The 22,978-nt window shown below is 65.1% G+C and carries 23 protein-coding genes; 11 read left to right on the top strand and 12 right to left on the bottom strand.

Annotated features, from left to right (window positions below; all coding sequences use genetic code 11):
• The first annotated feature begins 275 nt into the window (after positions 1 to 275).
• Positions 276 to 581 carry a hypothetical protein gene (locus ACIGJB_RS28495; RefSeq protein WP_483733287.1) on the top strand — a complete coding sequence of 102 codons (306 nt, stop codon included), beginning with the start codon at positions 276 to 278 and terminating at the stop codon, positions 579 to 581.
• A gap of 149 nt (positions 582 to 730) precedes the next feature.
• Here ACIGJB_RS28495 and ACIGJB_RS28490 read toward each other — a convergent pair whose 3' ends face one another.
• Together ACIGJB_RS28490 and ACIGJB_RS28485 are read right to left on the bottom strand one after the other, a co-directional pair.
• Entirely contained in the window at positions 731 to 2,233 is a 1,503-nt protein-coding gene (locus ACIGJB_RS28490; RefSeq protein ID WP_483733286.1) for a tripartite tricarboxylate transporter permease, read from the bottom strand.
• A 10-nt stretch (positions 2,234 to 2,243) separates the two neighbouring features.
• Positions 2,244 to 2,705, bottom strand: a complete 462-nt coding sequence (locus ACIGJB_RS28485) for a tripartite tricarboxylate transporter TctB family protein (RefSeq protein ID WP_483733285.1) — start codon at positions 2,703 to 2,705, stop codon at positions 2,244 to 2,246.
• A 329-nt stretch (positions 2,706 to 3,034) separates the two neighbouring features.
• On the opposite strand from ACIGJB_RS28485, the gene ACIGJB_RS28480 reads away from it, so the two are divergent.
• Positions 3,035 to 4,375, top strand: coding sequence for an HdeD family acid-resistance protein (locus ACIGJB_RS28480; RefSeq protein WP_483733284.1), 1,341 nt, complete (start codon positions 3,035 to 3,037; stop codon positions 4,373 to 4,375).
• A 79-nt stretch (positions 4,376 to 4,454) separates the two neighbouring features.
• Positions 4,455 to 4,994 carry a dihydrofolate reductase family protein gene (locus ACIGJB_RS28475; RefSeq protein WP_483734687.1) on the top strand — a complete coding sequence of 180 codons (540 nt, stop codon included), beginning with the start codon at positions 4,455 to 4,457 and terminating at the stop codon, positions 4,992 to 4,994.
• 67 nt (positions 4,995 to 5,061) lie between these two features.
• Here the strand turns inward: ACIGJB_RS28475 and ACIGJB_RS28470 are convergent, their stop codons facing one another.
• Positions 5,062 to 5,892 carry a GntR family transcriptional regulator gene (locus ACIGJB_RS28470; RefSeq protein WP_483733283.1) on the bottom strand — a complete coding sequence of 277 codons (831 nt, stop codon included), beginning with the start codon at positions 5,890 to 5,892 and terminating at the stop codon, positions 5,062 to 5,064.
• A gap of 134 nt (positions 5,893 to 6,026) precedes the next feature.
• On the opposite strand from ACIGJB_RS28470, the gene ACIGJB_RS28465 reads away from it, so the two are divergent.
• Complete coding sequence (locus ACIGJB_RS28465; RefSeq protein WP_483733282.1) at positions 6,027 to 6,491, top strand: hypothetical protein; 465 nt, start codon at positions 6,027 to 6,029, stop codon at positions 6,489 to 6,491.
• 69 nt (positions 6,492 to 6,560) lie between these two features.
• Entirely contained in the window at positions 6,561 to 6,755 is a 195-nt protein-coding gene (locus ACIGJB_RS28460; protein WP_483712709.1) for a hypothetical protein, read from the top strand.
• Positions 6,756 to 7,116: 361 nt separating this feature from the next.
• Here the strand turns inward: ACIGJB_RS28460 and ACIGJB_RS28455 are convergent, their stop codons facing one another.
• Positions 7,117 to 7,749 carry a helix-turn-helix transcriptional regulator gene (locus tag ACIGJB_RS28455; protein ID WP_483734686.1) on the bottom strand — a complete coding sequence of 211 codons (633 nt, stop codon included), beginning with the start codon at positions 7,747 to 7,749 and terminating at the stop codon, positions 7,117 to 7,119.
• Between the two features lie 122 nt (positions 7,750 to 7,871).
• Between ACIGJB_RS28455 and ACIGJB_RS28450 the strand changes: the two genes are divergently transcribed.
• Positions 7,872 to 8,771, top strand: coding sequence for an N-acetyltransferase family protein (locus ACIGJB_RS28450; protein ID WP_483733281.1), 900 nt, complete (start codon positions 7,872 to 7,874; stop codon positions 8,769 to 8,771).
• Between the two features lie 46 nt (positions 8,772 to 8,817).
• On the opposite strand, the gene ACIGJB_RS28445 is transcribed toward ACIGJB_RS28450, so the two are convergent.
• The 3 genes from ACIGJB_RS28445 to ACIGJB_RS28435 all read right to left on the bottom strand — a co-directional run bounded on the left by ACIGJB_RS28445 (position 8,818) and on the right by ACIGJB_RS28435 (position 12,620).
• Positions 8,818 to 10,209 (bottom strand): hypothetical protein, encoded by a 1,392-nt coding sequence (locus ACIGJB_RS28445; protein WP_483733280.1) that lies wholly within the window; start codon positions 10,207 to 10,209, stop codon positions 8,818 to 8,820.
• Positions 10,210 to 10,543: 334 nt separating this feature from the next.
• Positions 10,544 to 11,860: an MFS transporter gene (locus tag ACIGJB_RS28440; RefSeq protein WP_483733279.1), complete on the bottom strand. Its 1,317-nt coding sequence runs from the start codon at positions 11,858 to 11,860 to the stop codon at positions 10,544 to 10,546.
• Between the two features lie 175 nt (positions 11,861 to 12,035).
• The gene (locus ACIGJB_RS28435) at positions 12,036 to 12,620 is read right to left on the bottom strand and encodes a cysteine hydrolase family protein (protein WP_483734685.1); all 585 of its coding nucleotides are present in this window, start codon (positions 12,618 to 12,620) and stop codon (positions 12,036 to 12,038) included.
• Between the two features lie 618 nt (positions 12,621 to 13,238).
• Here ACIGJB_RS28435 and ACIGJB_RS28430 point away from each other — a divergent pair.
• Positions 13,239 to 14,387, top strand: a complete 1,149-nt coding sequence (locus tag ACIGJB_RS28430) for a GGDEF domain-containing protein (protein WP_483733278.1) — start codon at positions 13,239 to 13,241, stop codon at positions 14,385 to 14,387.
• 41 nt (positions 14,388 to 14,428) lie between these two features.
• Here the strand turns inward: ACIGJB_RS28430 and ACIGJB_RS28425 are convergent, their stop codons facing one another.
• Together ACIGJB_RS28425 and ACIGJB_RS28420 are read right to left on the bottom strand one after the other, a co-directional pair.
• Complete coding sequence (locus tag ACIGJB_RS28425; protein ID WP_483733277.1) at positions 14,429 to 15,196, bottom strand: bestrophin-like domain; 768 nt, start codon at positions 15,194 to 15,196, stop codon at positions 14,429 to 14,431.
• 278 nt (positions 15,197 to 15,474) lie between these two features.
• Positions 15,475 to 15,957, bottom strand: coding sequence for a VOC family protein (locus tag ACIGJB_RS28420; protein WP_483733276.1), 483 nt, complete (start codon positions 15,955 to 15,957; stop codon positions 15,475 to 15,477).
• Positions 15,958 to 16,204: 247 nt separating this feature from the next.
• Here ACIGJB_RS28420 and ACIGJB_RS28415 point away from each other — a divergent pair, with 247 nt between their 5' ends.
• From ACIGJB_RS28415 to ACIGJB_RS28405, 3 genes are read left to right on the top strand one after another with little or no spacing between them, the layout of a single operon-like run.
• Positions 16,205 to 17,188 carry a Bug family tripartite tricarboxylate transporter substrate binding protein gene (locus ACIGJB_RS28415; RefSeq protein WP_483733275.1) on the top strand — a complete coding sequence of 328 codons (984 nt, stop codon included), beginning with the start codon at positions 16,205 to 16,207 and terminating at the stop codon, positions 17,186 to 17,188.
• A 48-nt stretch (positions 17,189 to 17,236) separates the two neighbouring features.
• Positions 17,237 to 18,592, top strand: coding sequence for an acyclic terpene utilization AtuA family protein (locus ACIGJB_RS28410; RefSeq protein ID WP_483733274.1), 1,356 nt, complete (start codon positions 17,237 to 17,239; stop codon positions 18,590 to 18,592).
• Positions 18,593 to 18,621: 29 nt separating this feature from the next.
• Positions 18,622 to 18,969, top strand: a complete 348-nt coding sequence (locus ACIGJB_RS28405) for an AtuA-related protein (protein ID WP_483734684.1) — start codon at positions 18,622 to 18,624, stop codon at positions 18,967 to 18,969.
• Here the strand turns inward: ACIGJB_RS28405 and ACIGJB_RS28400 are convergent.
• Genes ACIGJB_RS28400 through ACIGJB_RS28390 form a run of 3 tightly spaced genes read right to left on the bottom strand, consistent with a single transcriptional unit; the run spans position 18,882 to position 21,719 of the window.
• Positions 18,882 to 19,733, bottom strand: coding sequence for an IclR family transcriptional regulator (locus ACIGJB_RS28400; protein WP_483733273.1), 852 nt, complete (start codon positions 19,731 to 19,733; stop codon positions 18,882 to 18,884). The two genes, ACIGJB_RS28405 and ACIGJB_RS28400, sit on opposite strands and share 88 nt — an antisense overlap.
• Positions 19,734 to 19,759: 26 nt before the next feature.
• Complete coding sequence (locus ACIGJB_RS28395) at positions 19,760 to 20,953, bottom strand: acyl-CoA dehydrogenase family protein (RefSeq protein ID WP_483733272.1); 1,194 nt, start codon at positions 20,951 to 20,953, stop codon at positions 19,760 to 19,762.
• 13 nt (positions 20,954 to 20,966) lie between these two features.
• Complete coding sequence (locus tag ACIGJB_RS28390) at positions 20,967 to 21,719, bottom strand: SDR family NAD(P)-dependent oxidoreductase (RefSeq protein ID WP_483733271.1); 753 nt, start codon at positions 21,717 to 21,719, stop codon at positions 20,967 to 20,969.
• A 136-nt stretch (positions 21,720 to 21,855) separates the two neighbouring features.
• On the opposite strand from ACIGJB_RS28390, the gene ACIGJB_RS28385 reads away from it, so the two are divergent.
• Positions 21,856 to 22,521, top strand: coding sequence for a GntR family transcriptional regulator (locus ACIGJB_RS28385; RefSeq protein ID WP_483734683.1), 666 nt, complete (start codon positions 21,856 to 21,858; stop codon positions 22,519 to 22,521).
• Positions 22,522 to 22,978 lie beyond the last annotated feature (457 nt).

Raw genomic sequence — 22,978 nt, 5'->3', positions numbered from 1 at the left:
TTTGCACGTGCCGGATGCACGAGCTGCCGACGGTAGCGCTGGAGGTCGATTTTCAGGGCTGGATTGAGACTAGGCAAGCACCTCGAAGCCAGTCACTTGACGGACAACCATGCAAGTCACTGGAAAGGCGCGCGCCTGCCCACGTTTTATCGCTTGATGGCACGGAAGCCGATCTCCTAGCATAGAGGCGCCAGCCAATGGACGCGCAAGGCGGAGTACCTGACATGACGGTTACGCATCAAGGGACGGCCGCGAAGACTCAGGAGGTGAGGGCTATGTCTTCCACAAGCATTGAGATGTACGACCACGACGGCGATGGCGTCCTGACCATTCGGGACGATGGCGCCGAATTTTCAGGGGTCACGCTCGACCTTTCGAACCTGTTCGGGGAAGACGTGGTGGCGGAGCTTGACAAGCACCAGTTGCTCGAATGGTGCGAGACGGTCGCGGCACATCTCCGTAGTCAGGGCGTCACGCCAAGTTCAGCCGCGCCAGACAGTTGCGCTGGAAAAACCAGTCAGAGCCGGACAAAAAAGGAACCCGGCGTCGAGGAACTCTTGCAATCGACGCCTCCGGCATAGGGTTGCAGGCCGCCGCGCCCATCTGAACGAGGGAGGCCGGCGAAAAATTGATACCCGATGAATGAGGGTTTCCGGTCCTGGTGTGCGAGCCCCAGCGACATCGCGGGGGCTCGCACAGGAAGAATCCTGTTCCACTGTATCGCGGATACTCACTCCTCCTGGAACGCCTCCTCGCGCTTCGCCTTGATCGACGGCAGCGCCACCACGGCAACCAGTGCAGCCGCGGCAACCAGCAGCCCCAGCGACAGCGGCCGCGAGACGAACACCGAGAAATCACCGCGCGACAGCAGCAGCGTCCGGCGGAAGTTTTCCTCCATCATCGGCCCGAGCACGAAGCCGAGCAGCAGCGGCGCAGGTTCGCAGCGAAGCTTCAGGAACAGGTAGCCCACCAGACCGCACGATGCAGCAACGAACACGTCGAAGACCGTGTTGTTGACCGAGTACACGCCAATACTGCAGAACACCAGGATGGCCGGGTACAGGAAGCGGTACGGCACGGTCAGCAGCTTCACCCAGATGCCGATCAGCGGCAGGTTAAGCACCACCAGCATCAGGTTGCCGATCCACATCGAGGCAATCAGACCCCAGAACAGCGCGGGGTTGCTCGTCATGACCTGCGGCCCCGGCTGGATGTTGTGGATCGTCATGGCCCCAACCATCAGCGCCATCACGGCGTTTGGCGGAATGCCCAGCGTCAGCAGCGGAATGAACGACGTCTGCGCGGCCGCATTGTTGGCGGACTCGGGCCCCGCTACGCCTTCGATCGCGCCCTTGCCGAATTCATGCGCGTACTTTGACGTCTTCTTCTCGAGCGAATAGGCGGCAAACGATGCCAGCGATGCGCCGCCGCCAGGCAGGATGCCGAGCGCCGACCCGAGCATGGTTCCGCGCAGCACGGCGGGAATCATGCGGCGGAAATCCTCGCGCGTGGGGAACAGGCCGGCTACCTTGTCGGTGAACGTCTCGCGCGTCTCCTTCTGCTCCAGGTTCGCGATGATCTCCGCAAAGCCAAACAGGCCCATGGCAAGCGCGGTGATGCTGATGCCGTCGGTCAGCTCCGGCACGTCGAACGAGAAGCGCGCCGCGCCCGAATTGACGTCGGTGCCCACCAGCCCAAGAAGCAGGCCCAGCACGATCATCGCCACGGCCTTGACCAGCGAGCCCGAAGCCAGCACCACGGCGCCGATCAGGCCAAGCACCATCAGCGAGAAGTACTCGGCGGGACCAAACTTGAAAGCGAGTTCGGACAACGGCGTGGCGAAGGCCGCCAGAATCAGCGTGGCCACGCTGCCCGCGAAAAACGAACCCAGCCCGGCGGTCGCCAGCGCGACCCCGGCGCGGCCGCGCCGCGCCATCTGGTAGCCGTCCAGCGTGGTGCAGACCGATGACGATTCGCCGGGCAGGTTGACCAGGATTGCCGTGGTCGACCCGCCATACTGCGCGCCGTAGTAGATGCCCGCCAGCATGATCAACGCAGCCACCGGCGGCAGCGAATAGGTCACGGGCAACAACATGGCGATGGTGGCGAGGGGGCCCAGCCCCGGCAGCACACCGATCAGCGTCCCGAGCACGCAACCCAGGAAGGCATAGGCCAGGTTCTGCAGGGAAAGCGCTGTCGAAAAGCCCAGCGCCAGATGGCTCAACAATTCCATGTCGTCTCCCTTAGTTGGCGAGGAACGCCGGCCATACCGGCATCTGCAGGTTGATGCCGTACACGAACGCCAGCGTGCTGATGACCACCAGCACGACGGCGTTCAGCACCGCGCCTTTCCACGTGAATTCGTGACTGGCCATCGATGAAACGAGCACCAGCACCAGCACGGAAAGCACCATGCCCAGTGGCTTGAGGATGAGGCCGAACAGCACCACCGAGCCAAGCACCCACAAGAGCGTCTTGATGTCCCATCGCGCCATGCGGTCCGCCTCGCCCTTGGCCGATGTCGAGCCGATCGCCACGACCGCGCCCAGCAACGCCAGCACGATCCCGAGCCAGAACGGAAAATAGCCAGGCCCCATGCGGGCCGCCGTTCCCATCGTGTAGCCGCGGGCGACGAAAGAAAAGCCCAGCCCGACGGCGATGAACATCAGTCCGGACAGGAAGTCCGTTTGTCTGCGTATCTGCATTGATTGTCCCCCGTTATATGCCCGTACCCCGCACGTCCGCTGTCATTCAACGGCCGCCAGGGTGTCGGGAGAGCGAGACAATACATCATGTTGTGATGTATTTGGCTTTGGCTTGGGGTTATCCCCGACGAATTTCCAGGGCGATGTGCGGGTCTCGGCAAATACATCATGTCGTGATGAATTCATGTATGCCAATGTCTGGTTCTTGCGGGCCGCGCATGCGACCTGGTTCGGGCCGGTCCGGCACCTTCGTCGGGCCGCGGTCGATGATGCCGCCAACGACCGGTAAAATCCGAAGAAAACAATGGGTTGCAGCCTGGAGACGGTCAATGGTTCGCTTGCTGATGTTGTTGTTGGGGGTGGATTACCTGCGCTCGCGCTGGAAAGCGCTGGCGTGGGCCGGTGCCGTCAGCATGGTGGTTGGCACCGTGCTGTTCATCGATGCCCTCGACGGCAAACTGGATTTCCCGATCGCGCCGTTTGCCTGGCTGCTGCTGCTCGAAGGCCTGGCCACGCTGGCGGTGGCGTCGACGGGGATGGGCGGCCAGCGCACGCTGCGCTACGTGAAAGGCACGGCGTTCAGCTTGGCCGCCGTTCTCGTGCTGGCCGGCCATCAGCATGGCCACATGATCCTGTCGCTGATCTTCGGCGTGCTGTTCCTGGCCGATGGCCTGCTGCAGGTGGTGTCCGCGCGTGTAGTGCGTTTTCGTACCTGGCGGATTGCCATGGCGGGCGGCATGGCCGAGATCGCGCTGGGGATCTTCTTTATCCAGCCCTACCCGACGCATTACGTCGGCACCGTGCCGTACTGCCTGGGACTCGGCCTGATCTTCGGTGGCTGGAACATGCTGTTGCTCGGCGCGCGCGTGCGGCGGCTGGCAGGCAACCCGGGCGCCACGGACCATGCGGAATCCGCCGGCGCTGCACCGGACGCCGGCGCGCGCCGGTTGACGACCTGGGATGGCCCGCCCGCGAACGGCGAGCGTGCGCTGACCGTGCATGTCTGGACGCCGGTCGGCACCGCAAAGTCCGAGGCGCGCCGGCAGCCGATCATCGATCGCTATATCGCGGCGGTGGATCGCGATGGCGTGATCTCCACCGGCCACGCCGCGATGGAATCGCCCGAGGGCATCTACATCAGCCTCTATCCCGCGGTCGAGATCGACCGCTCGCCCGACGATTTCGCGCGGCTGCTGCGCGCCACGCGCGAGAACGATGTGCCCGGCAAGTTCCAGCCGGACTATCCGACCGAGTCGCAGGCATGGTGCCCCTCGACCGTGCAGGTCCGCATCCGCAACTACGATGCGCGCCGCCTGCGCGCGTTCTGGGATGCGTACCGTCAGGACACCACCTACAACCTCACGCATCGCAACTGTTCGAGCACGGTGGCGCGCGCCCTCGATGCCGCGCTGGAGGGCGCCGCAACGCGCGTCTGGGCGCGGCTCACTGGGTGGTGGCCACTATTTCGCCTGCTGCTGACACCGGAGCTGTGGGTGGCGGCACACCTGCGCAAGCGCGCCGCAACGATGGCATGGACGCCGGGGCTGACGCTCGACTATGCGCGGGCGATGAGCATGCTGGCGGACCCGAGGCCGTTCGCATGGGCGTCGGTGTTCCGTGGCAGAGGCCGGCGCAGGGCTTCGCAAGAATCGGCGCGGGAGTCGCGCTAGCGGGCCGCGAGCGCGACCATGCGCTTGGGGCAGCACCTCTACATTCTTGGACGTCGAGGGGAATTCCCACATGGATGAAATGATCACGGGACACGTCTTTATTGCCACGAGTCTTGACGGCTTTATCGCCCGGCCCGACGGGGATATCGGCTGGCTGCTGGAGCGCGATGATCCCGCCGAGGACCACGGCTATACGCGCTTCATTGCCGACAAGGACGCGATCGTCATGGGCCGGGGCTGCTACGAAAAAATCCTGACGATGGGCGATTGGGCTTATGAACGGCCCGTGCTCGTGCTGTCGCGGCAACTGGCAGGCACGCCAGTGCCGGGGACGCTGCGGGGAAAGGTGCGTTTCTCCGATTGCACGCCGGCGCAGGCCATGGCGCAGCTGGAGGCCGAGGGCGTGCGTCGTGTGTACGTGGATGGCGGCCAGTTGGTGCAGTCGTTCCTGCGCGACGGACTGATTACCGACCTTGTCGTCACCACCGTGCCGGTGTTGATCGGGGCAGGCAGGCCGTTGTTCGGCGGCTTGCCGCGCGACGTAAGCCTGGCGCTCGAATCGAGCCGCCACTTTCCCTCTGGGCTGGTGCAGTCCAGCTATCGCGTGCTGCGCGGGTGAATGGACACGCGAGGCCGATTGACGGGCGCGTCCCGCTCACGGCAGGCAAGCCGTTCCCGTTGCACGCTTACTTCAAGCCCAGCGTGAACGGCAGCAGCAGCGCATTCACCAGCAGCAAGCCATAGGCAACGGTCATGGCCGCCGGGATGTGGGATCGCGGCCCGCCCTGTGCGCGCGCGGCACGGCGGGTCCACAGGAATCCTGCGCCCATGCCCAGGATGGCAAGCCCGGAAATCAGGCTCTCCATGGCCATCGCCGCCGGATTACGTTTCCCCGGGCTGCTGTCGATGTCTTGCGCGACGGCGGGGACAGCCGGCGGTTCGGTGGCGGCGGCGGTCATCTGCGTCGGGTTGGCAGGTTCTGGTCTGGCTTGCATGACAGGTGGCTCAGGCGGTGCCGCTTCCGCTTGCGCTGGCTGTGCCGGCGCAGCGTTCGATGTCGGCTCGTGAACCACGGGGTCTCGCGTTGCCGCAATCGCGGCGGGCGGGACGGCTGGCCGGACCGGCGCATGACGCATGGCCTCCCGGTCCCTCCAGAATTTCGCAAACAGGCTTTCCAGGCAGCGTGCCGATTCGCAGGCATCACGCCGCACGCGCCATGCCGCAATGTCCGCGTCCTGGATGGTGCCCTTGTGCAGCATCCTCTGCTGCTCGGCGTAGAGGCGCTCGTAGCGTGCCGAGAGCGCGGAGGACTGGCAGATCAGGTGCCCCTGATGTGTGGGGGGAGGTCGTGAGTCGTCGTCGGCCAGCTTGCATCGCATTCCCGCGCCATACGGGTCTTCGCAGTGAATCGAAGATCCCCCGCCCCGCGACTTGCATGCGATGTCGGAGGCCCATGCACCGGTGACAGCACCAAGGCTCATGGCGAAGCCGACGACCACGATGGCGGCCCGGCGCACGATGACCCTCTTCATTCTGATTCCCCTTCGAAACGGCCCGAGGTTCCAAGCTAGTCGATAGTCGGCGAGGTACCCAAGTTCGCGCTAAAGCGCGGGTGCGGTAGCGCACTTGGTACGGCGTTGGCGGGGAAAAAATGCCTGCTGTCCTGCTCATGCGGGCAGAGCGTCGTGTCCGGCCGCGCATTCTCCACTTGGCAGCAAATGCAAACTCGGCGGTGCGCAATGCAAATCAGGCCGGCTGCGAAGACCCTATATTGGCCTGGAGCGAACCCACGGACGCGGATCGCGAACCATCCCGACGGAGGAAGACATTGACAGTGAGCGTTCTAAGAAGCATACAGTCCGCCGCCTATGCACTGGGCGGTCAACACGCGGCCGCAAGAGCGCGGCATCTCGCGCGCGATATCCGTGCATTCATCAGCGAGGCCGGGGCCACTTCGAATGATGTGGACGGGGATGATCGGGTGAAAGCGAAGATCTGGCAGAGGACGCGTCGTTGCTCCGAGAAGGAGTTGCTGTTTCTCTATGCCGTGGACAAGGAGGTAGCGATGCTTTGCGAAAGCGTCGCGCGACAGCACCTCCAGATGGACCTGCTATAGCCGCGCGCAGCCGCATTTCCGGGACTGATCAGCGACCGGGCTTGCCATCTCGTGCTACGATCCGCGCAAATGAAAAAGCCCATCTACTACACCTGCCAGAACCAGTCCTGCGGAGCCCGCTGGGAGTCCACCGAAGTGGTCGTCGCCAACGAGGGCCAGGGCCCACTGTTCCGCTGCCCGATCTGCGGCGCGCGCAATGCGCTGGCCGCCCGCGAAGAGAACGGCGTGACCGTCTATCGTCAACGTCGCACGACGGGCTCCTGACTGCCAGCTTGCCAGCGTCGAATCCCGATGGGATCGGCGCTCGGATATGGAAACAATTGCACCGGGTGCGAGGCAAAACTTGCAGGTGCGCCCTCGTGCTGCCTCCACGCCTCTTACGCCAACGCGCGCGATGCCAGGCCGCTCAGACCGGATCGCCAAAGCTCACATCGCCTCGGCATGGATTTTGCGACATACCGGGTACATCCGTGTGAAACGCATGTGCTATGCATAGCGAGGAGGTTCTCATGAACATAGTCTGGCTTGTCGGAGCGGTAGTGATCATCCTCGCCATCCTGAGCTTCTTCGGATTGCGATAGGGTCTTTTGACCGGTGGCGGAGGCCTGTGAACGGCCTCCGCCCTTTATTTCGCATCGTTGTAGACCGTCGCCCGCGATACACCAAGATGCTGGGCGATGGTGTCCATGGATCGCCGCAGGTCCAGATAGCCCTCTTCCCTGAGCTTCTGCATGAGTGCCTTGCGTTGCCCGGTGCGCAGCGCTTGCGGCGTCGTGGCCAGGTTGACCGCGAATCTGTCGATGCGCTCGCGTATCGCATCGGCGCTGGCCGGGTCCAGCGATTCCCTGGCCGCCTCGCCCTTCGTCCCGGAAAACTGTTCAAGCAAGCTGGCGATGCCACGAAACATCGTCACGTCGACGTTCAGGCAAAGGGCGGCAAAGTAATGGCCCGTCGAATCCTTGATGCCGATGGATGTGCTCTTGGCGCGCCTGCCGTCGGAAAACTGGTTGGCGTAGTTCGCCAGGACCTGCGGATAGTTGTCATCGGCAATCCGGGCCAGGCCAAGCTCCGTGGCGGGATCCCCCACATGGCGGCCGGACAGGTTGTTATGGATCGCAAGAATCGCGTGCCGGGGAGAACGCAGGTCGTGAACCACCACTTCGGTGAACGGCGCCAGCGTTTCTCCCAGTCCCGCAGCAATCTGCTTCACCTGTTCCAGCATCGCCTGCTGCTCGACCGTGAACTTCGGTTTTGCCATATCTATACATTTCATCCATTTTTGCACGCATTGTATCGGTTATAGATGAAGCGAAGGACGGGCGCTTGGTCCTGCCCTTGTCGTCTGCTATACCTCCAATGGTTGTCATGCCGGAGGTGCCCATGCCGCTTGTTTTCCGACTTGCACGCGCTGACGAACTGGCGCGCGCCGAAGCACTGGTCACCCACAGCATCAACGACCTGACCGTGCGCCACGGGTTCGGGCCGATCGCCACGACGCGGTCTCCGGAGTTCCAGGCGTTCTGCCTTCGCGACGACCCGCGCGGCGTGTGGGTGGCCGAGGAGGCGGGCGAGATGGTCGGCTTTGCCCTGAGCTGGGTCTGCGGCCGGCTGTGGTTCCTGGCGGAACTGTTCGTTGCGCCCGGCCAGCAGGGGCGGGGCATCGGCAATGCATTGCTGGAGCGCACCCTGGAGCAGGCAAGCCAGGCCGGTGCGACCGAAAGAAGCCTGATTACCTTCGCCTTCAATGTCGTGTCCCAGGCGCTGTATGTGCGTTACGGTTTGCTTCCGCGCGTGCCGATTCATTTGTGCAGCGCGGAGCGGGATGCCATGGCGCGCCATGCGCACGAACCCGTGCTTCGCGCGACGCCGATCCAGGCCACCGCCCTCGATCTTGAAACGCTGCGGCAGATCGACATCGCGGTCCTGGGCGTTTCGCGGGAAAAACACCACAGGTACCTGCTTGGCGTTCCCCAAATGGCTGGTGTCTTCTTCGAGGATGGAGGCGAGCGCGTCGGCTATGCCTACGTTTCCGCCACGGGCCACATCGGCCCGATGGCGGTCATGCACGCGCCTGCGATGCCCGGCGCATTCCGTACCGCGCTGGCGATGGCCATCGCCGGAGACGCCAGGCAGATCTCCGTATTCGTGCCGGGGACGAGCGATGCCCTGGCGATTGCGACCGGGCTGGGGATGCGATTCGCGCTGCCAATGGTGCTGATGGCTACGCACGACTGCGGCGACTGGACGCGCTATGTCCCGCGCAATCCGGGCTTCATGTGAGGCCACACGGCCTGCGCCGGCGCAGGCCCGCGCGGCGCGGCACGGTTCAGAAAAGATCTTCCACGTGGTCCTGTTGCGAGCGAATATCTTCCGGACTGAGAACGATATAGCCGAGGGACCTCAGTAGCTGCACGGCCTCCAGTTCGGCATCGAGATACACCGGCCGTTCAGGGCGTCGCAAGCGCGGCACGGCCATTTGCGGGAAGGTCGCATGGGCGTTCGACGCGCCATGGCTCTCGAGCCGCCTGGCCGTATGGACGCGGTAGTGCTCCAGGTCGCTTTTCCAGCAGACGTCCGCGGCGGCATTGAACCTGGCGGTGCAAAGGCGCAACCGCTTCAGCGCGGTCAGCCAACGCACGAAGGCGTCGCGATCCGATGGCTCGTAACCCTTCAGCAAGACGTCGATATGGTCCAGCACCGTGTCTCCTGCGGCGGCCTGATCGTCTTCCAGTAGGGAGAGCTCGAGCGCCGCGCGCTGGTACCCGTCCTGGTCATAGAGCGCGCATTCGCTGGCCAGCACGCCTTCATGCAGCAGCTCGCACAGCAGGGCCCATGTCCTTGGATTCTTGTCGAGCCTGCCTTCGAGCGTGGGATCGAGCTGGCCAAGAATTTCGGGGATGGGGCGATCCGCATTCGACAGGATGGCCTCGGCAAAGGCCGTCGCGTTCTCCGATGGCCTGTCGCCGCGTGCCAGCCGCTGCGCGGACGCGTCCTTGAGTTCGCGGATTTCCGCCGCGGTATCGACCGCTTGCTTCCATGCATAGGCTTCGAGGTTCGCCGACAGCTTGCGCGCCGGCCTGGCCAGTTGCCCGGCCAGCGTCTGGACCACGCTCACGCATAGCTTGCAGCGGCATTCCAGGCGGCCCGCATGCAGGAAGCCGGCGTACAGCCGTTCCTGATGTCCGCAGTGCGCGCATTCGACAGAGAATCCGCCCTGCCGCGCCGGCCGCTGCATGGCGAGCAGGCCATCGACCTGATACTGCGCCTGTCCGTCGCAGCATGGACAGAGCCATTGCAGCTTGTGCGCGCCGTCGCGCGGGGCCACCGCGCGGTCGAACTGGCGTTCGATGGCACTGCGCGGAATGCCCTGCGATCGCCCGAGCACGTCCGCGGAGTAGCGCCAATAGCAGTAGGAGTGGGCGGCGGCGGCCGCCTCCGGGCTCAGGCGCTGCAGCGCCGGCAGCAGGCTGGTGCTGCGCCGGATGTCGTCCGCGTGCACATCGATCAGCGCTGCTCCGCCCGGCAACACGGCTTCCAGGGCGGCGCGGCTTTGCGCCAGGAAATCCGGCACGTGAACCCGCCGGATAAGGTCCTCGTTCTCGAGCCAGAAGAGGTGCCCGGGGAGGGTCTCCAGCGCCTCGATGCCGGCCCGGACTTCCGATATGCCCGGACAGGCAAGAAATGTGAAAGGCCTACTGAACAGGAAATTATCAGCCATGCGTTTGACAGCGGTGTTACCCGCCCACGAGCCTTCAATCACCCCGTTTGGGACCGATTCACCCCTGAACCTCGGTAAAGACGATCTCGGCGGACAATGCTCTTTTCATGGCGCCGTCCGCTGTTGGGGACTTTCCCCTTCTTGCTTTTTGTGGGTATTTTGACTCTCGCACAGATTTGCACCTGTTGCAGGAACAGCATAGGCGATGCCAACGTATCTTTGCAAATCGGAGACGACGGCCACCTTGCTGCGCGTAGCATCGGCGCGCCGCAGTTCGGAGGTGAAGAGCACAACGCTGTTGCGGATCCGAAAGGGCGATTTCGCGGCGTTATCTCTACGCGGCGTTCTCCGAATCTCGCCGAGCCACGCGGTCCCCGATCCCGGGGTTGGATTCGCCATCCCGGGTCGCAATCAATGCCTGAGGCGCCAGCGGAATCAGCGGCAGGATCAGCGCATACACCACGGTGGTTGCCATCACGCAGTAGGTGAATCCGTGCGTGGCGTCGCTGTTGTAGATCCATGAGCCCAGCAGATCGCCGGCGCGCGCCGAGAGCGCGAGCACGCCATCGACCAGCATCATCAGGGTGCCTTGCAGGCCTGGCGGACAGGACCGGATCGCGAGATCGAAATAGGCCGCCGTGGCGATGCCGCCCATCAGCCCGATCGGGGCCGCCAGGACCAGGGCGAGATCGGCCGAGTGGATGAATGCCAGCGGAATCATCTGCGGCACCGCGATGATCGTTCCCCACCACAGCAGCTTGCGCAGCGATACGCGCTTGCACAGGAAGCCATAGAGCAGGAAGGTCGGCACGAAGGCGGCGGCGAAGATGCCGTTGTAGTAGGAATAGATCGAATCCGAGGCATGCAGCGTATTGGCCAGGTGGAACTGCAGCGGCGTGGCGGAGCCTGGCGCAAAGTTCCACAGGAAGCAGATAAGCACCGCCGGATAGACTGCCTTATGACTGGCCAGCCGCCGGACATTGCCAACGAAATCCGTACTTCTGGCCAGCGGCTTGTCGTAGAGATGCCTGAACACCGACGCGGGTTTCCATCGTGCCAGCACCGCAATCAGCAGGTTGAACGCGGCGACCAGGAAGAAGGCGTCCGCCGGGGCAAGATGATCGGACACATAGCCCGAAGCAAAGGCTCCCGCCACGACCGGCACCGAGCCGATCACGTTCCAGAGTGCGCTCAGGCGTCCGGACATCAGCTTCTCCTGGCCCACCAGCGCGATCAGCCCCTGATAGGCCGCGGCGACAAAGCGGGACGACGTCATCGCCAGCAGCATCCCGACGAGCAGCCCCGCGTATGAGAAGCCCGAGAATGCCATCCACAGGCATGCCGCCGCGGTGACCGGCGCGAACAGCAGGAAGAAGCCGCGATCGCGCAGTCCCATCGGGTTCCATTGGTCGCGCGCCAGGCCAAAGGCGAAGGCCAGGTAGACGGGGATGCCGGTCAGCAGCCGGAATACCGAGATCTGCGTCGCCGTCGCGTGCAACGCGTTCTTGAGTATGTATGTCGTCTGGATATCCACCAGCGCGCCGGCCGGCGTTGCCAGGTAGATGAACAGGGTCATCCAGCCGAAATACAGCAGGGTTTGGTTGCTGCGTTCAGAACCATCACGATCATTACGTCCGGGGTCTGCCTGCATGTTGCGGCTCCGGTTGCCGCCTGGGTGTTGAGCCCGCAAGCCAGTCTCGCGCGGCTCAATCAGACAACGATAAAAGAATAGGCGGTGCACACGTCAGCGCTGGGCAAGAGACTGAACTTCCACCCTCGGCGAGGCGTTCTCGCCATATGGCGTCAAATGCCAACGCGAATGCAACTTATGCCGAGCCGGTCGCAGGCTGGCCAAGCCACGACAACGCGTCAGTGAGCGACAGCACCGTGGTGCGCGAATCGAACGCCGTGGAAAAGAGATGATCGTGCACGACCGGGTCGGGGTCGTAGCAGCAGTCCTTGACCGTAACCAGGCGGAAGTCCGCATCGCTCGCGTAAGCCACCGATGACAGCACCACGCCGGTCGACGCAATCCCCACCATGAGCAAGGTATCGATACCCTGGGCGGACAACCGCAACTGCAGGTCGGTACCAAAGAACACGCTGGCACGATGTGCGATGATGACTGGTTCCGTGGCCTGCCGTCGGAGCTCCGGCGAGACCTGATCGTCGACGAAAAGACCGAGCCGCTTGATCCCTTGCCCGTTCCGGTTTATCGGACTGATTTCCGGATAGCCCGGACTGAAGTGGATCTTCGCGAAATAGATGCTGACACCGCTGGCCCGCGCGGCGTCGCACAGTTTGCGCGTATTGGCCAGCAGCGCGGGGGCGACCGATGGGAACAGCGTGAGGATGTCGGTCTGATAATGCATGACCAGCAGCGCCGTTTTTGCGGGAACGATAGGCGGCATAGGGCTTCGCGATGAATGAGCGACGATCGACTCTATCACGCAGGCGCCGCCCCACCCAGGCGAATGCAGGCGCCGCAACTTCTCCGGATTGCGCACCACATGGGGTTCTCTGGTTTGGGCTAGCACCAGCATCGGCGCCGTTGATGCCCCCGACTCACCGACTAGTGAGCCGCGCAGCAGCCGAAGGCGATGATGCGATAACGCGCGCAGTGTCGGGCCACGGACAGGTTCGGGGCTGGTTCAATCATTGTCGGAGAGCCTGCATACGGACGCGCACCATGCGGCAGGCAGCCGGGCACGCTCTGAAGCGAATCCCCGTACAACACCCTCAGCACACTACGATCAATATTCGCCCGTTAGGGCAAGCGACGCGTTTCTTTGCCTACTTTCTTGTCGCTCGGACAAGAAAGTAGGTCGCCGGCTACGCCGGCGAAACAGCCGCGTATGTCAAGAACGACGCCCGCAATTCGCCGAAGAACCTTCCTTTTCCCGCATGACCCCTAATTGCCCCCTGCCTGCCCCCTCCAATCGCCAGCCCAGCGCCATTAAACCTGTCCGATTTCCCACGTAAAATCTGCCTCCGCCGCCATGTATCGGCGCAATGTCTCAACACTTCGGATGCACGTCGACCTTCTTACCCTTTACCTCCTGGCGATCGGAACGCTGCTCGCCAGTGCCGGCATGACGCTCTGGGAGCATCGTGCCAATCCCCGGCGCAGCAGGTCGTTGCGGATCCTGGCGGCAGGGTTTGCAACGCTCGCGATGGGCTGCGCCGCCGTGCTGTGCCGGCGGGAACTGCCGGGCGCGCTGGGCGCGGCCCTCAGCAATCTCATCATCCTCAGCGGCTACCTGCTGGTCATGGGCGGCGTGGCATCGTTGCGCGGCCGGCGGTATCGTGCCGCGCCGGCTGGCCTGCTCGTCTTGATGGCGCTGGTCTGGGCGGTTGCGGGATCGCGCTGGCAGGACGTCGTGTGGAACTACGTCTGTGCATTACCGATCGCGCTCATCAGCGCCATGACCGCCTGGGAGATGCTGCGCTGCGAGGCGATGAAGCGGCTGCCTGCGCGGATGATCGTCGTGGCGGTGGCCGGCGTCCATGCCGTGCTCTATGCCGGCCGCGCGTTCGTGCTGCCCTGGCTGGTCGCCGGGTACGGGCCGGCGATCCAGGCGATCGCGAGCAAGGCCACGATCTACGAGGGCGTCCTGTACTCGGTGATCCTGCCGATGGCGCTGCTCAAGCTGATCCGCGAGGAAGCGCACGGCCAGCTCCTGCGTGAATCCCAGACCGACTACCTGACCCGTCTCGGCAATCGCCGGTGGTTCTTTGAAGAGGGCGCGCGCGTCATCGATGCCGGGGCGGGGCGCGGCGCGGTGTCCGTGCTTGCGTTCGACCTTGACCAGTTCAAGGCCATCAACGATCTCTACGGCCACCAGACTGGTGACAAGGTGCTGAAGTCCTTCGCCGAAACCGCGCGAACCGTGGTCGGACCCGACGCGATCCTGGCCCGGATCGGCGGCGAAGAATTCGCCGCGCTGCTGTCCGGCGACGATGCCCGCCGCGCCAGGGCACTGGGCGAGGCCGTCGCCAGGCGCTTTGCCGAGGCGACGACCAGCCACGCCGACAGTCCCGGCGTGGCGGCAACGGTCAGCATCGGCCTGGCGCAGTTCGAAGGCGAAGTGCCGGCGCTGGTCGACGGGCTCGCCGCGGCCGACCAGGCCTTGTATCGCGCGAAATCGCTGGGCGGAAACCGGCTCGAACTCGCGTAAGGCCAGAGGCGTCGCGCCTGCGGTCAGCGGCTCATTGACCCTCAGGGAGCCCTCAGGGAGCCCTGCAGGCTAAGCAGGTTCTGTGGCGCCACGCGGATCAGTCCGCCGCGCGGGCTGTCGATATCCGCGATCAGCGCGAGCGAAAGCGCTACCGTCAGCGGCATGATCAGCAGCAGTCCGATCCGCGCGCGCGAGGTCCGCGCGCCGTAGCCCTGCATCACGCTGCTGAACACCGCGATGGCGACCATCAGCCCCCACGCCGCCACCGGAATGCGGTTTCGCCATGCGGCTTCCGCATACCCCTGCGCGTTGATGACGTCGTTCATGCCGCTGACGGCCAGCGCGGTGATCGGGGTTGGCGTCTTCCGCGCGGCGTCGCGCACGACCTGCCACATCTCGTCCTCAAGCTGCGCCGTGGCGGCGCCGATCGCCTCCAGGCCCTGCCCGCCATGCGCGCCGTAGTAGCGAATGCGCTGTTCCAGATAGCGGACCAGCAGCGTCCGGGCCTTGTCGCCGCCTTCCGTGTCCATCAGGTCGGCCCGCAGGTATTCCGTGCCGATCGCGTTGGCCTCCTCTTCTTCCAGGTTCTTGCGCTGGTCGTAACGTCCTACCGCCATCGACAGGGTAAAGCCGATCAGCAGGGCGAGCAGCGTCAGCGTGGCGCCCTGGACGATGGTGAAGTCCTCGCGGTGATCGTCGGCGATCGGCCGCATGCGGCGCAGCACCAGCGACCCGATCGCCGTGGCCGAGGCAAGCAGGACCAGCAACAGGACAAAGAGGACGGCCGGGTGTCGCAGGAGCTGGCTCATAAGCATCCACAAGGAGACGTGCAAGCGGATGGCGCCGGCCCCGCTGAGCGCGATGCCTCATGATCGGCGCATGCCAGGGGAAGCAGGAACGGATCGACGCCCGCTATGGGTAAGCCATTCTATGGACAGTCGCCGCAGCTGAAGCGATGCGTCGAAAAGTTTCAGCCGGCAGAAGAAACCGCTTAAGTCGTCGACGCCAGCCCGGGCGCCACCGTCAGGACGGCCGCAGCCATGCACGGTGCGATGGGCTGGCGATGCGAGGCGCCAGGCAGAGCGGACTACAGGCCCGCCCGGGCGGCTTCGATGGCGGCGATGTCGATCTTGCGCATGGTCATCATCGCGTCGAAGGCGCGCTTGGCTGCGGCGCGGTCCGGGTCGGTATAGGCCGCGGTGAGCGCGCGCGGGGTGATCTGCCAGGACAGCCCCCAGCGGTCCTTGCACCAGCCGCAGTCGCTTTCCTGGCCGCCATTGCCGACGATGGCATTCCACAGGCGGTCGGTTTCGGCCTGGTCGTCCGTGGCGATCTGGAACGAGAAGGCTTCGGAGTGCTTGAAGTGCGGACCGCCGTTCAGGCCGATGCAGGGAATGCCGGCCACGGTGAATTCGACGGTCAGGACATCGCCCGCCCTGCCATCGGGATAGTCGCCCGGCGCGCGGTGCACGGCGTGGACCGCGCTGTCAGGAAAGGTCTTGGCGTAGAAGTTGGCGGCTTCAAGGGCGCCGCCGTCAAACCAAAGACAGACCGTGTTCTTGCTGATCATTCCGAGTCTCCTTGAAACGTCGAACAAAGGCATGTGTCGCCAATCACGGGCCTGCCGGATGTGACGGATGCCGGGTGGGGTGCCTCCACTGTCTCACACTCTTGTGGCGCGGAGAGGCCCGAACTTTTCACCCAATGAAAATTCCATGCGTTTGATTGACGCCATTTCCGGCGGCTTCCTACCATGGGCGCCAGAGTTTCCCTCGATGAAACCCCTTCCAGCGCACATCGCGCCCAGGAGACAGCCGATGACTGCATTTCCGCGTCAGCCCATGCTGGCGGCCCTGCCGCTGCTCTGCGCCATGCTTGCCGCGCCGGCAAGCGCCGCCGAAGCGTTCCCGACCAAGCCGATCCGGCTCGTGGTGCCGTTCACGCCGGGCGGTACCACCGACATCCTCGCGCGGCTGGTGGCGCAGAAATCGGGCGAGGTGCTGGGGCAATCGGTCGTCGTCGACAACCGGCCCGGTGCCGGCGGCAATATCGGGGCCGAAGCCGTCGCGCGCAGCACGCCGGATGGCTATACGCTGCTGATGGGAACGCTGGGCACGCAAGTCACCAACCAGTTCATCTACGCGCGCATGCCCTATGACAGCGCGCACGATTTCACGCCCGTGACCCTGGTGGCCAATTCTCCGAACGTGCTGCTCGTGAACAGCACGCTGCAGGCCGGCTCCGTGAGCGAGCTGATTGCGCTCGCGAAGAAGGAGCCGGGAAAGATCAACTACGCCTCGACGAGCACCGGCGGCTCTCCCCATCTCTCCGGCGAGCTGCTGAACTCGATGGCGGGCATCACCATGCAGCACGTGCCCTACAAAGGCGCGGCGCCCGCGATGACGGACCTGCTCGCGGGACAGGTCAACCTGATGTTCGACAACCTGCCCTCCGCGCTCGCGCAGATCCAGGCGGGCAAGGTGAAGGCGCTTGCCGTGACCAGCGTGAAGCGGGCATCGGTGCTGCCTGCCGTGCCGACCGTGCGCGAATCGGGACTGCCCGGCTACGAAGTGAACTCGTGGTTCGGCTTGCTGGCACCGGCCGGCACGCCGCCGGAGCGCGTGCGCCAGCTCCAGCAGGCCGTCGACAAGGTGCTGGCGATGCCCGACGTGCGCAAGCGCATCGAGCAGCTCGGCGCGGAGCCGGGCGGCGAAGGCTCCGCCGCGTTTGCCGCGCAGCTGAAGGCCGATACCGAGAAGTGGTCGCGCGTCATCAAGACCGCCGGCATCAAGGCGCAATGACCGGCGCATCTGCATTGCATCCCCCTGGCAACTCCAACCCTTGACGTCATGACCCAGAAGACAACGCTTCGCATCGGTTCCGGATCGGGCTGGTGGGGCGACCGCGTGGAACCCGCGGAACGCTCCGCGCGGCTTGGCCAGCTCGACTACCTCTGCTTCGAGACCATGGCCGAGGCGACCGTATCGGCCGCGCAGGTGCGCAAGCGGCGCGATCCGTCGTTCGGCGGCTACGACAGCTATCTCGACGAACGCATGCGCGCCGTGCTGCCCCATTGCATCGCGAACGGCACGCGCATCATCAGCAACCAGGGCTGGATCAATCCGCTCGGTGCTGCACGGCGCGTGGCCGCGCTGTGCCGGGAACTCGGGCTGCCGGACGTGAAGATCGCCGCCGTGACCACGACCGATCTCACCGGCAGCATCTGCGAACTCGATCTCGCCTTGCTGGAAAGCGGCGAGCACGTGTCGACGCTGCGTGAAACGCTGATCAGCGCGGAGCCCTACGAGGGCGTGGGCCCGATCGTCGAAGCGCTGCGTGCCGGGGCCCAGATCGTGATCACGGGCCGCGTCGCCGATCCGTCGCTGTTCCTGGCGCCGATGATCCACGAATTCGGCTGGCAGGTTGACGATGTCGCGCGGCTGGCGCGCGGCAGCGCCATCGGCCACCTGCTCGAATGCGGGGCGCAGGTGACGGGCGGCTACTTTGGCGACCCGGGCTACAAGGACGTGCCCGAGCCGTGGAACCTGGCGTTCCCGATCGCCGAGGTGGAAGCCGACGGCAGCGCGGTGATCTCGAAAGTGCCGGACAGCGGCGGCCGCATCGACCTACAGACCGTCAAGGAGCAGATGTTCTATGAAGTCCACGATCCGCGTCGCTATATCACGCCGGATGTGATCGTCGACTTCTCGACCGCCGTGCTGGAGCAGCTTGGCCCGGACCGCGTGCGCATCAGCGGCGTGAGCGGACTGCCGCGCACCGATACGCTCAAGGTCTCGCTGGGCTGCACGGAAGGCCATATCGGCGAGGACATGTTCTTCTATGCCGGCCCGGGCTGCCTGGAGAAAGCTAAGCTCGCCAAACGCATCCTTGAAGAACGCTTCGCCATGGCGGCGTTGCAAGCCGATGAACTTCGCATCGATTTCCTCGGCGTGAATGCCGTGCATGGCGCGGCTTCCCCCGAGCCGGCCTGCGAGCCCAACGAGATCGCGGTGCGCGTGGCGGCTCGCACGCGCACGCGTGAAGAAGCGGCCAAGGTGGGCCGCGAGATCGACAGCATGGCCGTGTGCGGACTGGCCTCGACCGGCAAGCGCGTGCCCCACCAGGACCGCACGCGCGAGATCATCGGCGTGTGGTCGGCACTGGTGCCGCGCGCGCTGGTGCGGTCGCAGGTCCAGTTCCTCTGATGGTCCAAACCGAACCGGGAGACGTCATCATGCGCGTACCGCTGCGCCGCCTCGCCCACAGCCGTTCCGGCGACAAGGGCAATACTTCGAACACGGCCGTCATTGCCTATGCGCCGGAGTTCTATCCGCATATCAAGGAGCAGCTCACGGCGGACGCCTTCAAGGCGCACTATGGCACGCTGATCACCGGACCGGTCACGCGCCACGACGTGGACGGCCTGCAGGTGCTCAACTTCGTTGCCGAAGGGGCGCTGGGCGGCGGCGTATCGCGCAGCCTGGCTATCGATAACTATGGTAAGGCGCTGGCCAGTGCCGTGCTGCGCTTCGAGGTGGAGATTCCGGACACGCTGGCATCGCTGCTGCGCGGTCCACGCTGAGCGCCAGCGGGCACCACGACGCGTGTCCACGCGCCGGTGATGCGGCGCGCTTCCTGCCGCAGCTGGCGTGCCATGGCGGCTTCGCGGCTGCGGATGCGGCCGCTCAGCGCCGCCACGCTGAGCGCGCCGATGGGCCGCCCTTCGTAGTCGAGGATCGGCACGGCGATGCCGCCCATGCCGTCCACGACCCAGTCCAGGAACAGCACATAGCCGCGCGCGCGTGCCGCGTCGGCCTCGGCGGCGATCGATGGCGCGTCGAGCCTGGGATAGCTTTCGAGCTTGCGCGCGGTCTGCTGGAGACGCCGCGCGCGCTCGGCCGGCGGCAGCCACGCCAGCACCGCCAGGCTGCCTGCGCCGACACCGAGTGGACGGCGCGTGCCGACCGTCACGTAGTTCGCATGAATTGGGAAGGTGCCGGTGACGAGATCCGAACAGACCGCCTCGCCCCGGCTGGCTTCCGTCAGCACCGCGGTGTCTTCGAACGTCTCCTGAAGCCGCTGCAGTGCCGGGTGCGCCAGCTGGCGCAGATCTACGCGGCGCTGGCCCACGTCAGCGAGCTGGAACACCTCGGGGCCGATGCCATAGCGCCGCTTGTCATCGCGCGTGGCGAAGCCTTCCTGCACCAGCATGTCGAGCAGGCGCGACGTGGTGGCGGGGTCGAGGCCGGTGGCGCGCGCCACGTCGCTCATGCGGCGCACTTCGGGGTCGGATAGCGCGCGCAGTACCGCAAGCGCGCGCTGCACGGGGGAGGGGCGCGACGTCATGGCGCGGCCCCTAGCCGAGGGTCCGGTCAGCCATGCTTCGACGCCCCCAGCGTGTCGCGCTTGATCTTCTTCGCGAGCGACCACTTGTGGACTTCGGTCGGGCCGTCGTAGATCCGGAACGCGCGCAATTCGCGGAACGCCTGTTCGACGATGGTGTCGCGCGACACGCCGTTGCCGCCCAGGATCTGCACGCAGCGGTCCGCGACGCGGAACAGCGCTTCGGACACGGCCACCTTGGCCATCGAGCTTTCGGTGGTGCCGGCCGACCCTGTATCGAGCACGCCGGCGCACCAGTCGATCATCAGCGCCGCCTGCTGCAGGTCGATCAGGTTTTCCGCCAGCATGAAGCCAACGCCCTCATGGTCGATCAGCAGCTTGCCGAAGGCCTTGCGCGTGGTGGCGTAGGCGCGTGCGATCTCGTCCGCGCGCGCGACCGTACCGAACCAGCGCATGCAATGCGACAGGCGCGCCGGCGACAACCGTACCTGTGCATAGCGGAAGCCTTCGTTGGCTTCGCCCAGCACCTGGTCGGCCGGCACGCGCAGGTTGTCGATCACGACCAGCGCATGGCCGCCCGGCATCGAGCTGTCGATGGTGTCGATCACGCGCTCGGTGCGGATGGCGGGGTGGGGCAGGTCGACCAGGAACATGGTGGCCTGCGCGCGTTCGCCGTCGCCGGTACGCGCCATCACGATGCCGACCTTCGCGCCCTCGGCGCCGGTGATGAACTTCTTGCGGCCGTTGATGACCCAGTCGTCGCCGTCGCGAACGGCGGTGGTGGTCAGCATCGACGGGTCCGACCCCGCGCCGCCGTCTTCGGCGGGCTCGGTCATGAAGAATGCGGAGCGCGCGTCGCCGCGCACGAGCGGCTCAAGAAAGCGTGCCTTCTGCGCGGCGGATGCCACCTTGCCGAGCAGGAACATATTGCCTTCGTCAGGCGCCATGGTATTGACGGCGACCGGGCCGAGCGGCGACAGGCCCGAGCGCTTGAGCACGGCGGCGGTTTCGCGCTGGTCCAGGTGGCTGCCATCGGCAAGGATGTGCGGCGTCATGACGCCGGCCGCGCGCGCCTTCGCGCGCAGCTCCTCGACCAGTTCGGCGGTGGGGCCGTGCGCGGTGCAGCGCGGATCTTGTTCGTATGGGGCCACGACATCGCGCACGAAGCGCTCGACGCGGTCAGCGATCTGCTCGCTGCGTTCGGTAGGGCAGGGTGTGAACATGGTTGCGTTTCCCTCAGAGGGTATTGACCAGGTGGCCGCCGTCGACGGCCAGCACGGCGCCCGTCATATAACGCGAGGCATCGGAGGCGAGCAGCAGCAGCGGGCCGTCCAGATCTTCGAGCTGTCCCAGGCGGCGTTGCGGAATGCGCTGGATCAGCGCCTTGCCGGCATCGGTCTGCCAGAAGTCGCGGTTGAGTTCGGTGTCGATGTAGCCGGGGGCGATGGCGTTTACGCGAATGCCGTGGCGCGCCCATTCCAGCGCGAGGGTCTTGGTCAGTTGCACGACGCCGGCCTTGGACACAGCATAGGACACCACGCCGCCTGCCTGCCGCAGCCCGAGGATCGACGCCACGTTGATGACGCTGCCGCCACCGCGTGCGCGCATGCCGGGGCCCAGGGCCTGCGCCAGGAAGAACATGCCCTTGAGATTGGTGTCCATCACGTTATCCCAGTCTGCCTCGGCATGGGTGAGGGCAGGGCCCTCGCGAACCAGGCCGGCGTTGTTGACGAGGATGTCGATGGGGCCGGCGTTTTCCACCAGCGCCGCGCGCGATGCGGCACTGGTCACATCCAGCGCCACGCACTGCGCGCGGCCGTACTGTTCCACCTGCTTCGCGACCGATTGCAGCGCGTCGATGCGCCGTGCGGCCAGCACCACTTCCGCGCCATGGGCGGCCAGCCGCTGCGCAAAGTGCGCCCCCAGGCCGCTAGATGCCCCGGTAACCAGCGCTCGTTTGCCGGCAAGGCCGAGCAACGTCTCTCCCATCAAGGTCTCCGTTTGTTTGCATAATAGGATCGGATTGTAGGATGATTTCATCCTATGTCAACGGCTTTGGATCGGGACGACCGGCCAATCCATTAGAATCGCGCCCGTGCCAAGAATGACTTTCTCTTCCCCTGATATGTCCAGCGATACGCCCGTTGTGTCCGGCCCGGCGGGCCGCAGCGCTTCCGACACTGTGTTCTTCGGCATCGTGAATGGTCTGGAGCTGGGAGGCTTCGCGCCTGGCCAGCGGCTGGTGGAAACCGACCTGGTGGCGCAATTCGGCGTCGGCCGCAATTCGGTGCGGGAGGCGCTGCAGCGGTTGGCGGCTGAGGGTATTGTCGACCTCCCGCGTCATCGGGGTGCGATCATCCGGCGGTTGAGTCTGCAGGAAACCCTGGACGTGCTGGATGTCGCGGAACGCATGACGGGTCTGCTAGCGCGCGCGGCCACGCGCGGCTGTGCGAATCGGTCGCTTGTGCAGGCCTTGCGGGCTTCGGTACAGGGACTGGTCGCGGCGGAAAAGGCTCATGACATGGAGGCCTTTTCCGGTAACCGGCGGCACTTTTACCGCACGCTGCTGGAGATGGGCGATAACCGCGAACTGCGGCGGCTGTTTCCAACCATCCACATGCCGATCGTGCACGCGCAGCACCGGCTCGCTTCGCTGCCACGCATGCGGCTGGATGACTATCGGCGTATCGCTACGGCGGTGCTTTCCGGGGATCCTGATGCGGCCGAGGTGGCCGGGGCGGCGCATGTGAAGAATGTGCGGGGGGCGATTTTGGGAAGAGATGGGTTTTGACCCGGTGTTCGTGCTTGGCAGGCGCCGCTGTTTCGCAGGCGTAGCCTGCGAGTCACTTTTTGTCCGAGCGACAAAAAGTAACCAAAAAACGCGTTTGCTTGTCCTAACGGACGAATATTGATCATAGTGTGCGAAGAATTTCGTACGGGTATTCGCTTCAGAGCCTGCCCCGCTGCCTGCCGCGTGGAGCGCGTCCGTATGCAGGCTCTCCGACAATGATTGAACCAGCCCCGAACCTGTCCGTGGCCCGACACTGCCAGCGTTATCGCATCATCGCCTTCGGCTGCTGCGCGGCTCACTAGTCGGTGAGTCGGGGGCATCAACGGCGCCGATGCTGGTGCTTCTCGGCTACGCCGGCGAAACGTCAGCGCCCGCCAAGCACAACACCCCCCATCATCCCATCTCGTTATACAGAAGTAGGACCGCCTCCACGCTGTGGCATGGAGCCTGAGGCCGC

Source organism: Cupriavidus sp. C2SS-8b, assembly GCF_057073745.1.
This window is presented reverse-complemented; position numbering and strand designations above follow the sequence as displayed.

Bases quoted from the DNA above. Each gene is read 5' to 3' on its own strand.
- ACIGJB_RS28455 (WP_483734686.1), bottom strand. From the start codon at position 7,749: ATGGCAAAACCGAAGTTCACGGTCGAGCAGCAGGCGATGCTGGAACAG.
- ACIGJB_RS28475 (WP_483734687.1), top strand. From the start codon at position 4,455: ATGATCACGGGACACGTCTTTATTGCCACGAGTCTTGACGGCTTTATC.
- ACIGJB_RS28465 (WP_483733282.1), top strand. From the start codon at position 6,027: ATGCCTGCTGTCCTGCTCATGCGGGCAGAGCGTCGTGTCCGGCCGCGC.
- ACIGJB_RS28440 (WP_483733279.1), bottom strand. From the start codon at position 11,860: ATGCAGGCAGACCCCGGACGTAATGATCGTGATGGTTCTGAACGCAGC.
- ACIGJB_RS28450 (WP_483733281.1), top strand. From the start codon at position 7,872: ATGCCGCTTGTTTTCCGACTTGCACGCGCTGACGAACTGGCGCGCGCC.
- ACIGJB_RS28415 (WP_483733275.1), top strand. From the start codon at position 16,205: ATGACTGCATTTCCGCGTCAGCCCATGCTGGCGGCCCTGCCGCTGCTC.
- ACIGJB_RS28390 (WP_483733271.1), bottom strand. From the start codon at position 21,719: ATGGGAGAGACGTTGCTCGGCCTTGCCGGCAAACGAGCGCTGGTTACC.
- ACIGJB_RS28495 (WP_483733287.1), top strand. From the start codon at position 276: ATGTCTTCCACAAGCATTGAGATGTACGACCACGACGGCGATGGCGTC.
- ACIGJB_RS28400 (WP_483733273.1), bottom strand. From the start codon at position 19,733: ATGACGTCGCGCCCCTCCCCCGTGCAGCGCGCGCTTGCGGTACTGCGC.
- ACIGJB_RS28430 (WP_483733278.1), top strand. From the start codon at position 13,239: ATGCACGTCGACCTTCTTACCCTTTACCTCCTGGCGATCGGAACGCTG.
- ACIGJB_RS28385 (WP_483734683.1), top strand. From the start codon at position 21,856: ATGTCCAGCGATACGCCCGTTGTGTCCGGCCCGGCGGGCCGCAGCGCT.
- ACIGJB_RS28445 (WP_483733280.1), bottom strand. From the start codon at position 10,209: ATGGCTGATAATTTCCTGTTCAGTAGGCCTTTCACATTTCTTGCCTGT.
- ACIGJB_RS28395 (WP_483733272.1), bottom strand. From the start codon at position 20,953: ATGTTCACACCCTGCCCTACCGAACGCAGCGAGCAGATCGCTGACCGC.
- ACIGJB_RS28460 (WP_483712709.1), top strand. From the start codon at position 6,561: ATGAAAAAGCCCATCTACTACACCTGCCAGAACCAGTCCTGCGGAGCC.
- ACIGJB_RS28435 (WP_483734685.1), bottom strand. From the start codon at position 12,620: ATGCCGCCTATCGTTCCCGCAAAAACGGCGCTGCTGGTCATGCATTAT.
- ACIGJB_RS28425 (WP_483733277.1), bottom strand. From the start codon at position 15,196: ATGAGCCAGCTCCTGCGACACCCGGCCGTCCTCTTTGTCCTGTTGCTG.
- ACIGJB_RS28490 (WP_483733286.1), bottom strand. From the start codon at position 2,233: ATGGAATTGTTGAGCCATCTGGCGCTGGGCTTTTCGACAGCGCTTTCC.
- ACIGJB_RS28420 (WP_483733276.1), bottom strand. From the start codon at position 15,957: ATGATCAGCAAGAACACGGTCTGTCTTTGGTTTGACGGCGGCGCCCTT.
- ACIGJB_RS28410 (WP_483733274.1), top strand. From the start codon at position 17,237: ATGACCCAGAAGACAACGCTTCGCATCGGTTCCGGATCGGGCTGGTGG.
- ACIGJB_RS28485 (WP_483733285.1), bottom strand. From the start codon at position 2,705: ATGCAGATACGCAGACAAACGGACTTCCTGTCCGGACTGATGTTCATC.
- ACIGJB_RS28405 (WP_483734684.1), top strand. From the start codon at position 18,622: ATGCGCGTACCGCTGCGCCGCCTCGCCCACAGCCGTTCCGGCGACAAG.
- ACIGJB_RS28480 (WP_483733284.1), top strand. From the start codon at position 3,035: ATGGTTCGCTTGCTGATGTTGTTGTTGGGGGTGGATTACCTGCGCTCG.